Source organism: Cupriavidus pampae, assembly GCF_914271485.1.
GTDB classification, from domain to species: Bacteria; Pseudomonadota; Gammaproteobacteria; order Burkholderiales; family Burkholderiaceae; genus Cupriavidus; species Cupriavidus pampae.
The window spans coordinates 1-20,035 of sequence record NZ_CAJZAG010000023.1; the positions used below are offsets into that span (position 1 = coordinate 1).

A 20,035-nucleotide genomic window follows, 5' to 3' on the forward strand; every position below is an offset into this window, starting at 1 on the left:
AGCGGCAGATAAACCATCTTGTGACTGATGCCGGTGCCCGGCAAAAATGCGGGGACTAGATTAGCTGAAGCATCGCGCCCTCCTCCAGCGAATCGCCCCTAGTTTAGTGGAAGGTCCAATTCTTGAGCTTACTTGCTCCAATCTATCCGGCGTCGTTGGGGCGAGTTCCCGCACCACGATGAGAGTCGCGCCTGACGGTCCTAAAAATGGAGGCGGCCTAGGGAACCGCTGATCAACGGGGTCGGACAGCTGGTGATGCAGGTAAGCACGAGCTTGGTTTTCGTAATGTGAGAGAAGAAGGCCAATTCAGGGCGATTTTGCCCCGCTTCGCACCTTTGCTTGCGCGCCTTCGCGCTCAGCAAGGATTGCTCCCTGTGAAGCCAGCAACAGCTTCCTGCCCAGTGCCAGGTTCGCCAGACCATGATTCGCACCCAATCCGCAAGACAGGCAGTCTGGCGATCTAGGTGTTTCATGTAGGACCTTGCTAATCCACGATCCGCAGTGAGCTTGTCGGAGACGGTACCCCTACGACGTGCTAGCCCAAAACGGACAACGCGGCCACCGCCGTACGATATTTTTCGTAACCCGCCTACGATAACTTTTCAGGATCACAGGGGCGTCGCTTCCAACCGGATACGTCATCCAAGTGATTCACCATCCACAAGATTGCGCTCATTCTACCCTCATTCTACGAACGTACTATTTCCATCGTCCTCACATCGTCCGTGGGGTTCAAACAAAAAGGGGAAATTATGATGCTTAGGATGATACTCAACTTTTTTCGAAAACGATGCAGCAATTCGGAGATGAGCTATGAAAAAATACAATGGCTCAATGAGTCGACAGATCATGCGGATCTTGAGCGGAGAATGCGCCTATTAGAACGTCCGGATATTCGTCCGGATTATCCAATCAGTCAGAGAATCGAGAGTTAACATCGAAGTCAAAGTTAATGTGATGATGCGGACGAGATAGCCGGCCACGACACGCGCGGCAGGCTATCTCGGGAATACACCCTGGTCGAGATGCCCAGATCAGGTGGTGTTGCCCCCGTGCTTCCGGACACGGCATCACAACAACGTTGATGATTCCGCTTTACGTCTGAACTCGCGTTGCGAGCGGTACTTCAGCGCGCTATGTGGGTGTCTCTCGTTGTAATGTTCGAACGCAACCGCCAGGTTGCGAACAGCGGTTGCGGCGTCCGGCTTGGGCATGAAGGCAACATAATCGCGCTTCATCGTCTTGACGAAGCTCTCAGCCATGCCATTGCTCTGAGGACTACAAACCGGCGTCGTGAGCGGCTTGAGTCCAATGCCACTGGCAAATGCGCTTGCAGATCGGCGATCCCACGCCGACGCCTGCGATACCGGATATACAGATCGAAGTGCGACGCGGTGCAGCGACGATCAGTATTCGTTGGCCAGGATCGGCCGCAGCAGACTGTGGCGAATGGCTTCAGGGGTGGTTGCGTTGATCCGCATCGAGGCAATCTGGTTAGCTACCGAGCCGCTGGACATGCGAGCGGGAACAGATACGGTCTTGGCTCGGGTGGTGAAGGTATTCGGAGCCGCCCGACCGCATCACGCTTATCTCTTCACGAACAAGCGCGCGACGCGTATCAAGGTGCTGGTGTACGACGGCATTGGTATCTGGTTAGCGGCGCGGCGACTCAATAAGGGCCGCTTCGTCTGGACCGACGGTATGACGGCCATCGCGACGCCGCTGTGCCGAGAGCAACTGGATGCGCTGGTGCTGGGCCTGCCTTGGCAACGCCTGGGCCGCGATAGGCGATCACCGAGCTTTAGTCGTGGCTTGGCAAGGGCCGAGCGTCCATTGGGGGCTGTGCCAATAGTTGGGGGTCACGGGGAGCTGGCAAGATTCGGAACATGAATCCCGCCGAGAACCTGAACGATCTGAGCCCACAGCAACCGCGCGAGCTGGCTGCGACGCTGCGGGCACAGATCCAGGAGCAGGACGCCGTCATTGCGCGTCACGCGCAAGAGCTGCGCTACCGGGCCGGCGCGTGCGTAGATGCGTTCTTGCCGGTACAGAGGCAGATGGTCGCCGAACTTGGACACCAGCGTATGCGCCAGCAGGCCGGCGGTGGGGATGCCCTTGTCGATGACGTGCGGGGGAACGGGTACCTGGGTGAGAGTCTCACATTGACCGCATACCCACTTGCCCCGGATATGATGTTCGACCGTGAACACGCCAGGGGTGTAGTCCAGCTTCTCGCTAACTGGAACGGCCCCCTGAATAGCCGGACACGGTTTCTACCTTAAAATTGCGGGTAGGGTGCGACACGAAGCATGAGGCCCGGTATCTCGGGCGCAGTGCATGCTCGTTTCATCATTGTCCGACCGTTGGCTACATCTCGACGGTAGCGGACCCGCCGTGCGACCGGCGGTAGCCTAGGAGCGCGTGCGTCGCCGGTAACGGCGACGTGCGAAGCCGCTCTGAAAATGCAGTCCGAAAGCGTGCGACATCGTGAGATTACGCACGGAGGCTCTGAGCAGCGATGGGGCTGAGACGCTGGCTGGCTGATAAGGGCAACACATGTGAATCGCTGATAAACGTCGTTACAATTGAAATGCCAAAGCTGCTGTTAGGCATTGCCCAAAATGGGATGTGGCTGGATCTCGTGTTCCTACCTCGCGAGACGTCGTCGATGTGCCACCGGCGAAGAGGCGGGCCCTAACTCAGTCTTGTGATGATGCGGGAACGTGGTAAGCCCGTATGGTTGCCGTCAGGCAGGCTGACCGTAAGGAAAGCTGTTGACCGTGCGGGTATGAGAAGGCGGAGAAAGCGAATGCCCCGTTGTAATGGCGGGGATAGGGGCTGCAACATTGCCCTACACGAAAGTGAGCCGACTTCCGCCCGGTCCTCGGGCGCAGAGGATTGGTCTGGGTTCGATGAGGGAGAGCATGGAAGAACACCAGTATTGGGGTCTGCCCCCTCTGGCGCTCGCGCTGAATGACGACCTTTAATCGATGCGCAGGCTTGATACAAGCCGGCTGTTTAGTGATAGGCAGCTTCTCCAGGGCTTGAGCCGTATGCGGGGAAACTCGCACGTACGGTTCTTAGGGGAGGATGCGCCGGCAACGGCGCGTCCTTACCCGCTCATACGACTGTGTTTAGACCTAATAGTAAGCAGGAAGTGATGGAAGTATTGACGGGGCCGGAGCGTCGGCGGCGGTGGTCTGCGCAGGAAAAGGCGGCGATGGTTCGAGAGAGCCTGGAGCCGGGCAAGACCGTATCAATGGTGGCTCGCCAGCACGGCGTCAACCCTAACCAGTTATTCCATTGGAAGAAGCTGTATCAGGGCGGCAGTCTGTCGGCGGTGTCGGCAGGCGAGGAAGTGGTGCCGGCCTCGGAGCTAGCGGACGCGCTCAGGCAGATTCGCGAGCTGCAGCGGTTGCTTGGCAAGAAGACCGTAGAAGTTGAAATCCTGAAGGAAGCGATCCCGAGACGGAAATCCACCGCATTGCGGTGAAGGTAGACCCGCACGTCGGCGTCGAGCCGTAGCATCAACGCGCTCCCAACGCTTCGATCATCGCCTTCACAAGCGCAATGTCCTGGCCACCGCATTCTAGTTCGACCGTCGCGCCGTTGGGCAGCCGTGCCGTGAGTCGCGCAGGCGCCAAAGACAGGCGCTGCGAGGGTGGCTTGCGAGATGGCGCCTGCACGATTGGCGACCCCGTGACGCGCGCAACGCCGCTCACCTCAACCACGGGTACAAACTCCGGCAACGCAGATTGCGCGGCCGCAGCGGCTTCGATGGCCACTTGGTGGACCCGAATCCATTTGCGCAGCTGGTTGGTATTGATGCCGACCTTGAGCGCCATCCCGGCGACAGATACCCCGGGTTGCAGACACGCCTCGACCAGTTGGCGCTTATCCTCCCGGTCGAAGTCCCGCTTTCCGTTCGAGCGGATCCGGATCACCCTCAGCGGTAGAACGTCAAACTCAGTCTGCGTCATGATTGCGTCCGCAATAGTGGTAGCGGACGCAAGCCTGCCTAGACCCAGCCGAGAACGCTAGGTGGGGTGAATTTCGCGCTTACAGTACTTCGAGCTCGGCTTCGATTGCCTCGAGGTCTGCATCGAGGGCTTCCTCCAGCAAGCTTGCCTGGGCAGATGTCAGTTGCTCGCTGCGTTTGCCGAAGCTAGCTCGTGAGTGAGCTGATCGCATCCGCCCCGCGCAATTGCACTACAGCCGTCTGTACGAGGCACTACGCCGCACGCTGCTGTCGCAGCCGCTGATCCCCATGCCGATGAGACGACGGTGCGTGCTCAAGGAGGAAGGCAAGGCGGCGCAGAGCTGATCCCGCAATCGACGCTGGGCGCGTGGGTCGGCATCTGCGGCGGGCGACTGCAACCGCTGGTGGATGCACTGCAGGCGGAGGTGTTGACCCAGAGCGTACTGCATGCCGACGAGATACCAGTGCAGATGCTCTCGCCAGGCGACGGCAAGACGCATCGCGCCTACCTGTGGGCCTACGCACCAAGCCAGCTCTCGTCGTTACGTGCGGTAATCTATCAGTTTGCCCCCCGACGGAGCGGCGAACATGCCCGTGCATTCTTGCAGGGATGGCAGGGCAAGTTGGTATGTGACGACTTCTCAGGCTACAAGGCCAGCTTCGGCGGCGGCATCGTCGAGATTGGGACAATCTAAGACCATTCAGAATATGTATATGTCATTACTGTCCCATCCGAGCTCCATGGCTTGACGGTTCAACTGGGTCACTAGATCTCCAGACGGGAGTCGGTATCCGCTGTTAAGCGGGTGAGTTGGCAGGACCAGTGAACGCAGTCTTGTTCCGCTCACCAAAGCTGGCGATGGGAAAGAGAACACGGAAGCCTGGACACTCGCGGATGGAATGTTCCGATATATGACACGACTGGTGCTGGGATGCCGCGCAGAAGCTCGGCCACGCTGGTGTCACAACTCCTCTACACTCATCGTCGGAGAGTGTCCCAATCAAGAGTACCGGACTGTATTCGGGTGCCACGCCCGGAATTGCGGGCATCAGTATGTCTCTCAGCTTTCTGACATGCACGCCATCGTCTCCACACTCAGCTCTACCGCTCCTTTATGGCGACATGGCAACGGCCACGCCGCAGCGCGTACCGAAGTTCCTGCCTTCTCGCCTGCGGATCGGCCGACACGCTGCCGCCTGAGTGATAGGGCGGAGGGCCAAAAATCACAATCGTCGCAAAAAAAGTGAATTCCACAACAGTAGGGCTGCTACATTACCTCGGTATGACGGGCCTTTAGCTCATGCCGGTTAGAGCAGCGGGCTCATAACCCGTTGGTGCCACGTTCAACTCGTGGAAGGCCCACCAGCCCGGATGGCGTAATTGGCAAACGCAGTGAGCTTAAAACTCGCGGCCGCTTGGCAATGTCGGTTCGAATCCGGCTCCGGGCACCATTTCCTTGCCAGCCGCCCTTAGCTCAGTGGGATAGAGCACTCGCCTTCTAAGCGAGCGGTCACACGTTCGAGTCGTGTAGGGTGGGCCAAATTTTTCGCTTGCCATCGCTGCACCCCGGTGAGCGCGAAGCACCAGCGCTGGTGCTCCGATGGCTTTGAGTTCCGGTGTGAGAACGGCGAGCCATTGCGGCTGGCCTTCGCGCTGGATTGCTGCGACCGGGAGGCGATGAGCTGGGTTGCGACCACGGGCGGCTATACCGGGAACGATGTCCGCGACGTTATGCTTGCGGCTGTGGAACATCGGTTTGGCAATGTCGACGCGGCGCCGGCATCGATTGAATGGCTAAGCGATAACGGCACGGCTCGGGATACATTGCCCACGAGACGCGTGCCTTTGCCAATGGCATTGGACTCAAGCCGCTAACGACGCCGGTATGCGGTCCATAGACCGTATCCGGAAGCGCACGAGGGCAAGACCACCTGCGGTTACACGACACCATTTTCGATCTCCTATTACGAGCAAGGAGACGTATCCGTGCTTCCCCGATGACAGCCGATTGGCACCAATAGACCATTCAGACAAAGCGGAGAAAACCATGAGACGCGAAGGCGTGACCTACGAAATTCACCACATTGGCATTCCGACGAGCGAGATTCGACCCGGAGAACGATACGCCGCATCTTTCGATATGTATACGAGTGACGATCTCACTGGGCCGCTGCCTATCCAGTGGCACCGATTTGGACCGAACTGCACGCTGGCAGAGCCAATGCGAAGCCAGCCCCACATCGCTTACAGAGTGGACAATCTCGAGGCGGCAATTAGGGGACATGTGGTCATTTTAGGGCCTTACGAACCGTTGGATGATTTTCGCGTTGCGGTCATCGACAACAACGGTATGCCGATAGAACTAGTCGAAACAAATCTGACGAACGGAGAAATCTGGGGCCGTGCACATGATGGCGCACAGTCAGAGCTTTATCGGTAATTCTATCCAGTGTCGACTCGGGCAGATCGATCCCTTCACGTTCCCAACGAACGCGCTGACGATACAGCGGCTGGTGGTCGCAGAACTTTGAGACCAGCACGTCGGCCAGCAAGCCCGGGCCAGGGATGCCCGCGGTCGATGGGGCGGGTGGGCGCGGGCGCCTGCACGATGCGATCGCAGCCAGTGCAGGCCAGCTTCACGCGGCGATGTCGGATGACACGTAGTCGCGCCGGCACGAGCTCGAGCTGCTCCGAGACGTCCTCACCCAAGTCCTTGAAGGCGTCGCCACATGCGGAACACGTGGTCTCTGCTGGCGCGTGAACGACGTCATCACGCTCCAGGTGCGCCGGTAGCGGGTTGCGCCCACCGTTGCCATGGACAGTGCGCGCGCGAGGCGCGCTTGCCGCGGAGACGCTGCATCCGTCTGCAGTTCTTCAAGCTTGAGTTCGAACTCCTCAGATCAGCCGCTCTCTCAGCCCTATGGCCGTACTGCTGGCGCTTGAGCTTGGCAATTAGCCGCTCGAGATGTCGGGGAACGCCTTTAGGCCTGTAGAGGCGTTTGCTGCGCGCCCACTCATACTTTTTTACGAAACCATCTACAATCTAAAGAAATACATTATTTTCTGGAGAATCCAGTTCCGACGGCCTTATTATCCGTGGTGACTCTCGTCCAGTATTCCACTGAGCGCTAATGGTTGCCTCCGCAGGCCAAACCAGAGCTCCGAGGCATTAAACGATCGACGAAACGAGTCAACCTATTCGGCTGAACCTCACGTCCAGATGCGAATGTAATATATCCGTGGCGTTATAAATTCACAGTAGAAATAATTCTGCATTCTTATGACAATTAATTCTGTCTGCAACACATCGCTGTGGCCGCTAGATCTCTCGGAAAAGCGCGAAAAAATTTTACGTAAATGTGAATACACGCACATAGAAAGCGTGGAATCGGCGCGGAATTTTGAAAAAGAATTCACCCGAATGGGATTTTTTGATCACCTACTAGATTTTTTTTACGGTGGCTATAAGAAAAATACCCTGGAAGCGCTCGCCATCGCGCATATCGCGTCGTTTGCGAATGGGCAGCAGTACTTGATAGCACGGGGCGAGGAACATAAGATCGCAGACGCCAGCTTGTACCTCCTTGATTGTCTGAAATTGGAGGCTCGATCCGCTATGCTCAATGCGCCTGTTCTGCTAAAAACCGGTGAGATTGGACTGATATTTCCGGCCGTTGATGGAGGAAATCTTCCAGCTATCTCGTTACCGTTACCTCCGTCGTGTTTCGGAAGTGCGAATGGGGCTCTCAGCACGGCTGAGACTGCGATTCTCCACGAACGACTCTCGAATAAATATCCGGGCGGGATCTTAGGCCATCAACACAAGTTAAGTGATCCCATTCGCCAAGGCAAAAATGCGAGCCAGGAGATCGAGGAAGAGGGGAATCGGCGTCGGCAGCAGCTCCGCGCTCTACGTTGCAACGCCGAGCGGTATGATCAGGTGGAAAATGGTAAATCGATTGCTAATTGGCTGGCGACGCAGCGCGCTATTCTAGAAGACCAGATGAAAAACCCCGGTGCAGCGGCAACGCGGATGGAGGAGTTGAGCGCGCAAATGCAGGAGCGCCAGCATACGTTGGACCAGGCCAATAAGGCGAACAACGATCTTGGCGATCAGGTGAGAGCGCTTGAGAATGAAGTTCATCGGCTGAAGTTCACGGTCAATGAAAAGACTGAAGAGCTGAAGCGGCAAGCCGCTAACGCGTTGCCATCAGCTGAAGTCGAGAATTATGTCAAGACGATTCATCAGATGCGAGAGCAACTGGACGGCGAGATAAAAAAACGCGATGAATACGTCAACCTTAATCAGGAAGTTGCGAACCTCCGGCAGAAATTGATCGATAATGAAAAAAAGTTGTCTGTGTTGCAGAAACAACTTTTAGAGTCGCAGCGACTGCAAACACCAAGCCACCATCAGTCAACGGCTCAGGAGAAAAATGGAGCCCAAGCAGCGAAACCCGCCAATCCCCCCCACGACCGGCTCAATGAGCCAAGTGGGGACTGCGTCAAGGGACAAGGTACGCAAGTAGTAACCGAGCACGCAATTGCAGTACGCCGCCATGGGCGGCAGCCTGCCCGATTGCTGGCTCCACCGACCGCCCACGCTGCCAAACGCACGGATGTCCCGTATCTCAGCCAAAAACGAGATGAAAAAATAAATTTAAATTGTAAAACTAACTTCATTGGTGACCCAGATGAATTAATTGAGTGCCGGCATCTGTCTCTCGCTTGGGTGGATAATTTTCTAAGCAAACAGGGAAAGGTCGACTACAAATTATTTTCGACACCCAAAATTCTAGCCGATAACGTAAGTATCGATTATGAAAATATTTTTTTGAGAACGATAGAAAGGTCAAAAGTTTCGCTCGTTTCATTTTCTGAATGGGGACGTGAAATACACAATAAATTTGAGCAGATGGAATTAAATAAAAAGACGTTTGACACAATTCTTCTTAATAGTCTCAACCACGTAATGGCTCTGGGCTTGAGAATAAAGCAGAAAGAAGGTGGTTTGAGAGCATATGTGGTAATGTTTTACGACCCAAATTCGACAGTCGCACACAAGCGACTTGAGGCGATTGATCGTGACTCCCTGAGGGGATACACCGCACAAGATTTTTTGCCAAAAAAGGACTTGGACTTTTACGAAATGGATTGCACTGCGTTTCTCGACGCACCCGTGAACGACGAACCTCGACTTGCCGCACTGCCGCAAAGTATTTCGGCTGCGATTATTCAGCAGTTGTTGACTTACGGCTTGGCTGACGGTCTGCGCCATCTGCGTGATTTATTAAAAGCGACTCCTGCAGCCGACAGGCTTTCCTTGCTCACAGGGGAGAATCGGGCCGGCGTTCCGAGTATTCTAATTGCCCTTCAGCACGGCTATGCTGAGGCGATTCGCGCCTTTGGCGAATTGGTAAAGGCAGCCGAGCTACAGCAGCAGCAGTTGTTTGAACTACTGGCGGCAAAGCGGTCCTCGGACGGTGCGCCGGGCCTGCACATGGCCCTTTCGGCCGGCCACGCTGAGGCTATTCACGCCTTTGGCGAACTGATCAAGGCGGCTGGGTTGCCGCCAGCGCATCTTGGTGAACTGCTGGCAGCGAAGAGAGATGACGGCATTCCTGGCTTGTGCTTTAGCCTTCAGGGCGGCCACGCTGAGGCTATTCGCGCCTTTGGCGTATTGGTAAAGGCAGCGAAGCTGCCGCAGCAGCAGTTAGTTGAACTGCTGGCTGCAAAGCGGTCCTCCGACGGTGTGCCGGGTCTGCACATGGCCCTTTCGGCCGGCCACGCTGAGGCTATTCACGCCTTTGGCGAACTGATAGAGGCGGCTGGTCTGCCGCCGGCGCAACTGGGCGAACTGCTGGCAGCAAAGAGAGATGACGGCATTCCCGGCTTGCGCTTTAGCCTTCAGAACGGCCACGCTGACGCTATTCGCGCCTTTGGCGTATTGGTAAAGGCAGCAAAGCTGCCACCGCAGCAGTCAGTTGAACTGCTCGCGGCAAAGAACGTTCGCGGCACGCCGGGCTTGAGCCTAGCCCTGCAGAGCGGCCACGCTGAGGCGATTCGCGCCTTTGGCGACTCAGTAAAGGCAGTCGGGCTGCCGCATGCGCAGCTGGTTGAACTGCTCGCAGCAAAGCGGGACTCGGACGGCGTGTCGGGCCTGCAAATAGCACGCGCGTGTCACCAGAAAGCAGCAGTTATCGCTTATTCAAGACTGCTTCATGAACTGATGGCGGCGCGCCTCATACAGGAGGGCGATGTGCAGACGCTGCTAGGCGTATGACTGAGAGTCAATATGCAATAGGCTCGATATCGCTGGCTAGCCCGTCAGTGGCGGAAATTTCGCAACACAGCGATTAGAAATTCCCAGTCAAATGCAGCGTGGTAGTCTTCTTCGCTGGCGCTTCTGGGTCTTTTGCAGCGGGGGTGGTGCTAGCCGGAGGCCGGGCGGGTCAACCGGGTTGCGGCGGGGGCGGTTGCTAGGCACTCGGCGGTGTTCGATTAACGTACGCGAGGCCTATGAGATTCACGAGGGGCATCGCACCACGCCGTTTCTCCGATACAAAGCTCTCGAGCGCTACGAAAGCAGTGCGAGTGGTCGTCGCTTGCCCATGGAGGCGCCACCGACCATCGTTCCGTTGTTCTAGCCCCTCAACCGGCCAATTGCGCTATCCACTTGCATTAGATTTTACATAATTATCATTATACAAAAAAGTGATGTTAGCGCTAAATAGTAATGTCGCATCTGGGGGTGCGGATAGTTTCTTGGACTGGTTCAGGTTGCGATGCCATGGTGGCGCCGGTATTCAACCGGGCTCATAGCCTGCAGCGACAACTTAATGCGCCGCTGTACCACTGAATGTAGTCGTTCAGCTCGTGCATGAATCCTTCTACTGTCGTGCCGGCCCAGTTGGCTGCGCCACTTAGGGACGCTTTGCGTGCGTAGCTCTCGGCTGCCTCACCGTGGATTTCGCCGTAGTCCTCAAGCAACCCGTCGAGCGCCTCCTCCCCAAGGTCAAGGAACGCCGCGCGAATACCATCTACAGCCCCGCAAAGATTCTCGTGAGCTCGGAATACTTGCTTGGGCCGCTCGAACGCCCGCCCCAGCCACGGTAGCGACGCTTACCACGTTTCCGCATGTAGCCGCTGCGATAACTCTCCATAACCCATCAACGGCTCCTCGGAGGAATTGACGGCACGCCGGCGGCGCTACGAGGATTCAGTGTGGGGCGACGAGTTGGCCCGGCAGCGCACCGGGGAGGCAAAGCGGCGGCGCGCGGCGCTAGGTGTCGAAGGCATGGAGCAGAGTCGGCGCTTGGCGAGCGCGTGCTGGAAAAGTCGCCGGATTTACCCTTGGCGCTCTACCGACCGCATCCCCCCGGGGCTCCACGCGAGATCGGTGGGTCTGAGTCGGTCGAATCGTATCCGCAGTCGGCGCAATGAAAATCGGCCAGCCCGACCAATTCGTATCGCTGATGTGCGCCGCAGGTCGGACAAGCAACAGAGGTGTGCCATTCCAAATCCCAAGCGTCGAGCGGTGCAATCGCAGTCAAAGTCGCTGTCTCACGGTAGGCCATCATCTTCTGTGCGCATGATGCGGCTCCTGCGCAACGGCGCACAACATGCTCAAAATGACCGCCAAGATAGCTGGTAGCTACTAGATACCTATAAGACGATCCGGACATAGACGCCACACATCGCTCTATCGCTTGGTCATAATCAATCGACATAGGCCGCCAGCTCTTCGTTCGTGAGGCTGAGGCCACGGGTCTTGAACGCGCGCTCACGCGGCCGGGAGATTATCTGTCGACCAAGTCCGGCATATTGAACCACTTCCGGCTAGTAATCTGCGCTCGGCCGGGATTCATTAAAAATCAGCCACTTTCGGCCTAAGTTGCTGATGCTTGGCTATTCACCCGTGCCGAAGCCTTCACGAAAAGGTGCTCACGCCGGACACTCGACACCGCGGCCTTCGCTGCCGGATAGCTGCGCAGTTGATCGGGCGACCTTTCGTGGCACCGGGTACAAACGCAGTATCTTCATGAAGAAGGGCTTGGCTGCCGCCATATATTTGCACGAACAAAGCCCTCACGCTTCTCTCTGTCCCCTTCTACACCCTCCTCCACACCCCCGCGTACATCCACTTCCTTAGCGAAATGCACCTGTCTGTCTTCCTTTCGTATTGTGGACTTACCGCTGCCTATCTGCTCCTCTAATTTGGCGGTGGAATGTCTTACGGATGTGGATGTATCCCTTTCGAGGTCAAGTTCGCGGCCTCTTTTATAGTTCAATTGACCTTCTCGCAACCCAAATCCGTCATCTCTAAGCGGCACGCTATAGTCCCACTCACTATCCGGGGACTGATGGGCAATACTATCATTAGGATTCCAGTTATATCTTTCAGCTTGTCTATTCACGCGGTTGTATTCGAGTGATACGATTTCGACCTCTCGCTCTGAGCCCTCTCCCTCTCGCGTAGTCCGCGAGTTTAAGGATGTCCTGAGTAATTCACCATCCACCGCTGAAGCCCTTGTGACGGCATTTGCTTCGCTAACTGCGAGGATCTCGTTCGAATCGAGGCCGTGATATTCTGGCGGGAGACTAAGGTCCCCGGCCCGCTTCTTAGTAAGAGGATAAAATTCCGGCAGTTTTATACCTTTGTCTGAATTACTCTGAGGATTAGTATTACTTTCGGCCGCACTAATCTCCCTGCGGAGCGCAAGTGTGGCCAAGTACGTACGTGTCACCTTCTCCGTGAGTGGGACCTCAAAGGCTTTTGCTTCAGACGCGAGCGCGTTATAAGCAATCGATTTTATGGGTGGAATCAGTTTTCCCAGCATTTCCTTGACAGCACCTCTTGGCAAGGACGAATGCGAAATGGCATCTGCCAACACGCGTTTCTCTTCGGTCGACCACGAATTTTTGACGTCATCCATCAACTTTTCACGCTGACTATCCGACATGTGAAAATGCGAGACAAGGTGGATAAATTCAGTAAGCGGTGTCGGGCCATGACTGACACCAGCCTGCATCGATTCCTGTATGGCCGCATTGAGATTGTCAGAGGTCAGCGTCTTTTTGATGAGCGCAGAAAGCGAATTGAATACCTCGTTGCGGAAGCCCACGAACTCATCTTTCTGGAATTTGGAATGCGCTCCCGATGGCGTGCGAAAGTCTTTAAATGCTGACAGCATTGGACCGAAACCAAGCAGAGACGCCGTAACTGCTGCCGCAGCCGTCACTCCCGCCCAGCCTGCGGGCGCCATGGGTCCGAGAAAGATTGCGCTGGCCACGCAACCTGCCGCCCAGACGATCCCCAACAGAACCTTCCCTACTATCCTCCGGACATCTGGTTTCTGCGCGTCCGCATGCTGTTCTGCAGTCTCCGCAAGCGCCTTGAACTGGTCCTGTAGATCTGCATGCTTATGCAGGACAGAGACTAGGTCGGAATAGTGAGATGACCGCTTCAGCATGAAGATAGCGGTGCGCAGCTGCTGGACCGAGTCCTTCAGTTCGCTGTGCGCTTTCTGAAAATCGGCTTTGAACTCCCCATCCGGAAGGGAAACGATGTCGGTTTCCAGGGTCGCCATTTTTTCCCGGAAAGTCGCGAAGGAGGAGGTAGAAGCCTGCCTTGCCTTATCTGGCCTTTCGCCATGCAGAATCGTCTCGATCTCGGCATCGATTTGCGTCTCGTCGCCAACAGGAAGGTGGTCATGCGTATCCGGCGAGGAAACGGGTTGAGGATGATACGTTGGCGCAGCGGGCGACAGCAGGTATGGGAATTGGGGCATGTAAGGCGGGTGTATGGGTGTAGGTGTATGGGTGTATGAGTATGAGTATGGCAGTCGGATGGTTATGGTTGCATTTGGAATTGGTGGCGTCTTTTCGATTTTAGCCTTGATATCCGAGGCCGGCGAGGTCCGGGCACCGTACTGCCTCGTCAGGCTGGCCCGATCTCCCGTCGGTAGATACCGGCTCCCGCGAACGCATGGCCTTCAAACGATGCCAGGGCTGGAGTGGTCCCATGACTGGACGGGACGGGCCGCAGAGCGTCTGCGCTTCCTCCTCGACTTCGGGTATGCCACCGGCCTGCGGGCTGCGGAACTGGTGAGCGTGAACCTCGGCGGCATCGAAATGGGCGCGGGCGACGAACGATGGCTGCACCTGGTAGGCAAGGGCGCCACGCCGGGCAAAGTTGTGCTTCCCCTCCCTGGCTAGCCAAGCACTGGATAAATACCTCGTGCAACGCGGGATGCCGGTGAACGCCCGCGCACTGGAAGCCGGAAACGCCGCTGCTCGCCAATCTGGACGGCGTCACGGCCATCACCACGCCGCGTCTGCGGGACGTGTTCCGCCGCTACTGTATGTTGGCCGTCGACGTCATCCAGGGAGATCACCCATCGCTGGCCAGCAAGCTGCAGCGCGCCACACCTAACTGGGTGCGCCACACGCACGCCTCTCACGCCCTTGCTCAGGGCGCAACGCTGACCACGGTGCGTGATAATCTGCAGCACGCTTGGGCACATCGCTCAGTCCCGACTGCAGAAATATCAGATCGCGCATGCCGAGGCAGCGGAAGATCTGTTCGGCCAGTTCCGAGACGTTTTGCTGTCCGGGTTCGACTCCAAGATTGACGATCCGCGCAAGCGCTTCATCAGCACGTTGTTTTGCTATGGTTGCAACCTCGGGCCCAGCCGGATCGCGCCTCCGTCAAGAGCCTGAGCCGCAAGCAGGTGGCCTGGCTGAACCTGCATCACATCACGGAAGAGCGGCTCGACAAGGCGATCGTGAAGGTCATCAACGCGTACAACCAGTTTGCGCTGCCGAAATACTGGGGCAGCGGCAAGCGCGTGTCCGCGGACGGGACCCAGTGGAGCCTGTACGAACAGAACCTGCTGTCGGAGTACCACATCCGCTACGGCGGGTATGGCGGCATTGGCTACTACCATGTCTCCGACATGTACATCGCGATCTTCAGGGCATTTGATTCCGTGCGGTGTGCATGAAGGCATGTACATTCTGGACGGGTTGATCAGGCGGCAGAGACGAGGCGCAAGTTGCAGACAACCGCGAGATCCGACACCGCGGATAGACTACCGCCCTGATACAGCTTCTTCCAATGGAACAAGCGGTTAGGGCTGCGCCGATGCACCGGTTCCACACCAGGAGTCTGGAGATCCAACCGACCCCGTTAGAAGGAACGTGTACGAGTTGACGTTCTTAGCGCCGAGCTGGGAATGCCCGGCCGCGGAGAAGTCATCGGTCGACTCTACGGATGCCGAGAGCGTCTGTTTGGAAGCGTTACCCTCTTACGTGGAGGCATCCTCGCTCCCGCCGCGCGCTACCATCGCCAAACATAGAAAAGACGCTAAGGAAAGACTGATTCAATCAGCGCGGCAGTCATCGTTGAGTGGCGTGTAAGCGTTGTCATGTGCATGCCCACGATATGAGTCGGAGATGAAGCGACAGATCAGGCTTGCGGAAGCGGAAAGCCACGGCAAAAAGCGGGTGACGCGACGCGAGCGCTTCCTGACGGAGATGGAGAGTTTGGTGCCGTGGTCCCGCCTGATTGCGGCGGTCGAACCGTATTACCCCAAGGGCGAACGTGGACGGCCGCCGATCGGTCTGGAGCGGATGCTGCGCATCTACTTTCTGCAGCAGTGGTACGGGCTGTCGGACGAAGCGTTGGAAGACGCGCTGTACGACAGCATGGCGATGCGGGCATTTGCCGGGATCGACCTGGCAGTCGAAGCGGTGCCAGACGCGACCACGCTGCTGAAGTTTCGCCGCCTGCTCGTCGAGCATGAACTGACGCGAAAGCTGTTCGACGAGATCGGCATCATGTTGTGCGAGCGGGGGCTGATGATGAAGGAAGGCACGATGGTGGATGCCACTATCATCGAGGCGCCACCTTCGGCCAAGAACAAAGAGAAGACCCGCGACCCGGAGATGCACCAGGCCAAGAAAGGCAATGCGTGGCACGTCGGGATGAAAGCCCATGTCGGCGTTGATGCGGCTTCGGGCCTGGTGCACAGCGTGGTGGGCACGGCGGCCAACGAATCGGATGTTTCGCAGGCGCACGCCTTGCTGCATGGCCACGAGGAGCACGCGTTTGGCGACGCGGGCTACACGGGCGTGGACAAGCGCGAAGAGATGCAAGGCAAGTCCGTGAAGTGGCAGGTGGCCGTCAAGCGCCGCAAGATCACGGCGATGCGTGACGGTGTGGTCAAGGACCTGCTGATCGCCGTGGAGCGGGCCAAGGCCCAGATTCGGGCGCGGGTCGAGCATCCGTTCCACGTTCATCAAGAATCTGTTTGGTCATCGCAAGGTTCGCTACAAGGGCCTGCTCAAGAACACGGCGCAATTGTTCAGCCTGTTTGGTCTGGCAAATCTGGGGCTCGCCAGGAAGCTGTTGTTGGCCTCATAGGGAGCAATCCGTCCTGAGCGCGCAACGCCAGGAAAGGTGCAAAACGAGAAAGAAAGCGGCTTGAATCGGCCCATCTCTCCCGCGTTGCGAAATCCGAAGTCCTTGGCTTGTGCAGCTTCAAGCGCGAACCTCATTGATCAGCGATTCCCTAAGGAGGTGCTGATCAATGAGGTTTGCTCTTGATGTCGCACAGGCTAATGACCGCGGTTGTCGCAATGCGAGAGAGATAGGCCGATTCAAGCCGGTTTTTCTCGCGTTTCGCGCCTATCCTGGCGCTCCTCGTGCGCTCAGGACGGACTGCTCCCCCGCAGCGCAAACAGTTGCTTTTTGGCCAGTGCCAGATTCGCCAGACCAAACAGGCTGAACAACTGCGCCGTGTTCTTGACCAGGCCTTTGTAGCGAACTTTGCGATGACCGAAGAGATTCTTGATGACGTGGAATGGATGCTCGACCCTCGCCCGAATCTGGGCCTTGGTCCGCTCGACCGCGATCAGCAAGTCCTTGAGAGCACCATCACGCATCGCCTTGATCTTGCCGCGCTTGATGGCTACCTGCCATTTCACGGACTTGCCTTGCATCTCGTCGCGCTTCTCTACGCCCGTGTAGCCAGCGTCGCCAAACGCATGGTCTTCGTGGCCATGCAGCAAGGCGTGCGCTTGCGATACATCCGACTGGTTGGCCGCGGTGCCCACCACGCTATGCACCAGGCCCGAAGCCGCATCAACGCCGACATGGGCTTTCATGCCAAAGCTCCACTCGTTGCCCTTCTTCGTCTGGTGCATTTCCGGGTCGCGGCTCTTCTGCTTGTTCTTGGTCGACGGCGGCGCCTCGATAATGGTGGCGTCGACAATCGTGCCTTCCTTCATCATCAGCCCACGCTCGCATAGCATGACGCCGATCTCGTCGAACAGCTTTCGCGTCAGCTCATGTTCGACAAGCATGCGGCGAAACTTGAGCAGCGTCGTCGCGTCCGGCACTGCTTCGACCGCCAGGTCGATTCCGGCAAACGCGCGCATTGCCATGCTGTCATACAGCGCGTCTTCCAGCGCTTCGTCAGACAGTCCATACCACTGCTGCAGGAAATAGATGCACAGCATCCGCTCCAGTCCGATCGGCGGCCGCCCGCGTTTGCCCTTGGGGTAGTACGGCTCGACGGCCGCTATCAGCCGCGACCACGGCACCACGCTTTCCATTTCCGCCAGAAAGCGCTGACGGCGTGTCACCCGCTTCTTGCCGTGGCTTTCCGCTTCCGCAAAACTGATCTGTCGCTTCATCTCCGACTCATATCTTTGGCATGCATATGACAACGCTTACACGCCACTCAACGATGACTGCCGCGCTGATTAAATCAGTGTTTCCCTAAAGCAAATTTCAAATTATTCATACTTTAGTTGATGGGAAAATTTTCTACTTCATGAGGATTGGATGAACTGCGACGGTCTCCAAGCTTATCGAAGCAGTGCTTATCCAGACTTGCGGGTTCATCAATCGTCGATTCGCCCTTTGCAACGACCGCCGTCGCAATTGCGTTGCCAAGCACATTGGTAAAAGTTCGACCCATATCCAAAATGTGATCGATGCCCAAGACTAGCAATATGCCCGCCTCAGGAAGTCCAAACATGGGAAGGACTGCGGCCACCACTACCAGCGACGCGCGTGGTACGCCAGCTATGCCTTTGCTTGTCACTAGCAACGTTAAGAGCATCATGATCTGCTCATTAAGAGAGAGCTCGATACCGTACACCTGCGCCACGAACAAGGCGGCAAATGAAGTGTACATGATCGAACCGTCCAGGTTGAATGAGTAGCCCAACGGCAAGACGAAATTCGTAATACGGCTGGGGATGCCGAATCGAGTTAGCGCGTCGACTACCTTGGGATAGGCCGCTTCGCTGGAGGCCGTGGCGAAGCCAATCGTCAGAGGCTCGCGCAATTTTGATATGAGCTTGAAAACGTCGGACCCAATAAACGAATATCCTCCGGCAATTAGCGCGACCCATAACAGCGCGAGCGAGGCATAAACGCTTCCAAGCAACTTCGCATAGACCAAAATAACGCCGAGTCCCTGTGAAGTTATGACGGCCGCTATGGCCCCGAAAACGCCAAGCGGCGCGAATGCCATTACAAAATCTGTCACCTTAAGCATGACTTCACCGAGGCCTTCGATGCTTGCAAGCACCGGCTTTCCCGCCCCGTCCTTCAGCGAGCCCAAGGCAAATCCAAAGAACACCGAGAACACCACGATTTGCAAGACCTCGTTTGTCGCCATCGCCTCAACAAAGCTTTTGGGAATAACGTGCGCAATGAAGCCTCGTAGGGTGAGCGCCCCTGTATGCAGGCTCGACGTTGCGCCAGCAACAGGCAGCGATAGATTTGTGCCGTGCCCCGGCTCCGTGAGATTTGCCATTGCCAAGCCTATCGCCAACGACAGGAGAGATGCGGCCATGAACCACGCCATAGCCTTGAATCCGACGCGACCGACCGCCTTACCGTCGCTCATGCTAGCGATGCCGGGCACTAAGGTCGCGAACACAAGCGGTCCGATGATCATCTTGACCATCCGCAAGAAAACGTCGCTTAGTATCGAGAATTTATCCGCGAGGAATGCCGAGGTGGCAGCATCAGTTGCAAGATAGTGCGAGGCTGAGCCAGCGACCACGCCAAGCAGCATGCCGGCAAGGATCAGGGTAGGTAGTTTCCGTTTCATAGTAGAGACGCTTTTCCACAGGGACGCCTCCCCGCGAACTTGAAGGTAAGAATTTCTGTAATCAGCGCCCGTGTCCCCTGCCCTTACCCACGCCCTCCCGTCATACGAGCGGAGGTACGGGAGCGAGATTTCTTGACGCCGAGGCCATTGTTTAGGGCCATGGTAAGCGCTTCACCTCGACGTCATAGAAAAAAAAAAGCCGCTCAGGAGCGGCGGATAACTACTACGAACAACGGGAACATCGCCCAGTCGGAAATGTAGGACAAGCAGCATAAGAAAACTTCAACCATCCTTCATTTACTGTCAGTTTTCATCAATCGGCTTCGTGACTTGCTTGCGGAATTCGGGTTCACGATATCTCGGCGAATTGAACCGCCCCGGGAACCGTGGAGGCTGGTTGGTTTAAGTTAAGAGCGGTTCGGTAGCAGGCATTTGAAGCTGCCGATAGTAGCTTGCCTCAGCTTCGGTGGGCGGGATATAGCCGAGCGGTTCCATCAGGCGGTGGTGATTGAACCAGGCCACCCATTCCAGCGTGGCCAGCTCAACAGATTCACGCGTCTTCCAGGCGGTGCGGCGATGGATCAGTTCAGCCTTGTACAGGCCGTTGATCGTCTCAGCCAAGGCGTTGTCATAACTATCGCCCCCGGCTGCCAACCGACGGTTCGATCGCCGCCTCGGCCAAGCGCTAGCTATAGCGAATGCTGACGTACTGCGACCCCCTATCGGAGTGGTGGATGAGAGAACCATCACCGCCAGGCTGGCGAGCGTAAAGCGCCTGCTCAAGTGCATCCAGAACGAAGTCCGTAGTCATTGCGTATTTCGGCCGAACGTGACCGGCCGTTTCGGGATCGTGACCGGTGATTTCGGCAACGTGACCGAGCGAACCGGAAGGCAGGATTGGCGTTGCGCATGACATCAACC

At 56.9% G+C, this 20,035-nt stretch carries 8 protein-coding genes, 3 tRNA genes and 11 pseudogenes; 13 read left to right on the top strand and 9 right to left on the bottom strand.

Going from position 1 to position 20,035, the window contains the following annotated elements; genetic code table 11:
- Window positions 1-1,070: 1,070 nt before the first annotated feature.
- Window positions 1,071-1,325 (bottom strand): annotated as a pseudogene (locus LDO41_RS33770) (integrase core domain-containing protein); the annotation flags it as partial.
- Between the two features lie 145 nt (window positions 1,326-1,470).
- Between LDO41_RS33770 and tnpB the strand changes: the two are divergent.
- Window positions 1,471-1,890 carry an IS66 family insertion sequence element accessory protein TnpB gene (tnpB, locus tag LDO41_RS33775; protein ID WP_223995861.1) on the top strand — a complete coding sequence of 140 codons (420 nt, stop codon included), beginning with the start codon at window positions 1,471-1,473 and terminating at the stop codon, window positions 1,888-1,890.
- 125 nt (window positions 1,891-2,015) lie between these two features.
- On the opposite strand, the pseudogene LDO41_RS33780 reads toward tnpB, so the two are convergent.
- Window positions 2,016-2,240 (bottom strand): annotated as a pseudogene (locus LDO41_RS33780) (IS66 family transposase); the annotation flags it as partial.
- Window positions 2,241-3,160: 920 nt separating this feature from the next.
- On the opposite strand from LDO41_RS33780, the pseudogene LDO41_RS33785 reads away from it, so the two are divergent.
- Window positions 3,161-3,463: pseudogene (locus LDO41_RS33785) on the top strand (transposase); the annotation flags it as partial.
- A gap of 64 nt (window positions 3,464-3,527) precedes the next feature.
- On the opposite strand, the gene tnpA reads toward LDO41_RS33785, so the two are convergent.
- Window positions 3,528-3,980 carry an IS66-like element accessory protein TnpA gene (tnpA, locus tag LDO41_RS33790; RefSeq protein WP_223995862.1) on the bottom strand — a complete coding sequence of 151 codons (453 nt, stop codon included), beginning with the start codon at window positions 3,978-3,980 and terminating at the stop codon, window positions 3,528-3,530.
- A gap of 209 nt (window positions 3,981-4,189) precedes the next feature.
- On the opposite strand from tnpA, the pseudogene LDO41_RS34470 reads away from it, so the two are divergent.
- The 7 genes and pseudogenes from LDO41_RS34470 to LDO41_RS33820 all read left to right on the top strand — a co-directional run.
- Window positions 4,190-4,321, top strand: a pseudogene (locus LDO41_RS34470) (IS66 family transposase); the annotation flags it as partial.
- Window positions 4,300-4,665, top strand: a pseudogene (locus LDO41_RS33795) (IS66 family transposase); the annotation flags it as partial. The pseudogenes LDO41_RS34470 and LDO41_RS33795, both read left to right, overlap by 22 nt.
- 602 nt (window positions 4,666-5,267) lie before the next feature.
- A tRNA-Ile gene (locus LDO41_RS33800) sits at window positions 5,268-5,345 on the top strand.
- Window positions 5,346-5,431, top strand: a tRNA-Leu gene (locus LDO41_RS33805).
- Window positions 5,432-5,443: 12 nt separating this feature from the next.
- Window positions 5,444-5,520, top strand: a tRNA-Arg gene (locus LDO41_RS33810).
- A 29-nt stretch (window positions 5,521-5,549) separates the two neighbouring features.
- Window positions 5,550-5,875: pseudogene (locus LDO41_RS33815) on the top strand (DDE-type integrase/transposase/recombinase); the annotation flags it as partial.
- Window positions 5,876-6,027: 152 nt separating this feature from the next.
- Complete coding sequence (locus tag LDO41_RS33820) at window positions 6,028-6,420, top strand: VOC family protein (RefSeq protein ID WP_223995863.1); 393 nt, start codon at window positions 6,028-6,030, stop codon at window positions 6,418-6,420.
- Window positions 6,421-6,466: 46 nt separating this feature from the next.
- Here LDO41_RS33820 and LDO41_RS34475 read toward each other — a convergent pair.
- Window positions 6,467-6,520 (bottom strand): annotated as a pseudogene (locus LDO41_RS34475) (hypothetical protein); the annotation flags it as partial.
- Between the two features lie 740 nt (window positions 6,521-7,260).
- Here LDO41_RS34475 and LDO41_RS33830 point away from each other — a divergent pair.
- The gene (locus LDO41_RS33830; protein ID WP_223995864.1) at window positions 7,261-10,263 is read left to right on the top strand and encodes a ShET2/EspL2 family type III secretion system effector toxin; all 3,003 of its coding nucleotides are present in this window, start codon (window positions 7,261-7,263) and stop codon (window positions 10,261-10,263) included.
- Window positions 10,264-11,881: 1,618 nt separating this feature from the next.
- Here LDO41_RS33830 and LDO41_RS34505 read toward each other — a convergent pair.
- Together LDO41_RS34505 and LDO41_RS33845 are read right to left on the bottom strand one after the other, a co-directional pair.
- Window positions 11,882-12,044 (bottom strand): annotated as a pseudogene (locus tag LDO41_RS34505) (IS6 family transposase); the annotation flags it as partial.
- A complete protein-coding gene (locus LDO41_RS33845; RefSeq protein WP_223995865.1) occupies window positions 12,020-13,771 on the bottom strand; it encodes a hypothetical protein in 1,752 nt (583 codons plus the stop codon). The gene LDO41_RS33845 and the pseudogene LDO41_RS34505, both read right to left, overlap by 25 nt.
- Before the next feature lie 211 nt (window positions 13,772-13,982).
- Here LDO41_RS33845 and LDO41_RS34480 point away from each other — a divergent pair, with 211 nt between their 5' ends.
- From LDO41_RS34480 to LDO41_RS33860, 3 genes and pseudogenes are all read left to right on the top strand, one after another.
- Window positions 13,983-14,198 carry a site-specific integrase gene (locus LDO41_RS34480; RefSeq protein WP_377745470.1) on the top strand — a complete coding sequence of 72 codons (216 nt, stop codon included), beginning with the start codon at window positions 13,983-13,985 and terminating at the stop codon, window positions 14,196-14,198.
- A gap of 360 nt (window positions 14,199-14,558) precedes the next feature.
- A pseudogene (locus LDO41_RS33855) lies at window positions 14,559-15,014 on the top strand (Tn3 family transposase); the annotation flags it as partial.
- Window positions 15,015-15,437: 423 nt separating this feature from the next.
- A pseudogene (locus tag LDO41_RS33860) lies at window positions 15,438-16,424 on the top strand (IS5 family transposase).
- 270 nt (window positions 16,425-16,694) lie between these two features.
- Here the strand turns inward: LDO41_RS33860 and LDO41_RS33865 are convergent.
- The 3 genes and pseudogenes from LDO41_RS33865 to LDO41_RS33875 all read right to left on the bottom strand — a co-directional run.
- On the bottom strand, window positions 16,695-17,681 hold the full coding sequence (locus tag LDO41_RS33865; protein WP_223995867.1) for an IS5 family transposase: 987 nt from the start codon (window positions 17,679-17,681) through the stop codon (window positions 16,695-16,697).
- Between the two features lie 113 nt (window positions 17,682-17,794).
- Window positions 17,795-19,114 carry a dicarboxylate/amino acid:cation symporter gene (locus LDO41_RS33870; protein ID WP_223995868.1) on the bottom strand — a complete coding sequence of 440 codons (1,320 nt, stop codon included), beginning with the start codon at window positions 19,112-19,114 and terminating at the stop codon, window positions 17,795-17,797.
- 402 nt (window positions 19,115-19,516) lie between these two features.
- A pseudogene (locus LDO41_RS33875) lies at window positions 19,517-19,925 on the bottom strand (integrase core domain-containing protein); the annotation flags it as partial.
- Between the last annotated feature and the right edge of the window lie 110 nt (window positions 19,926-20,035).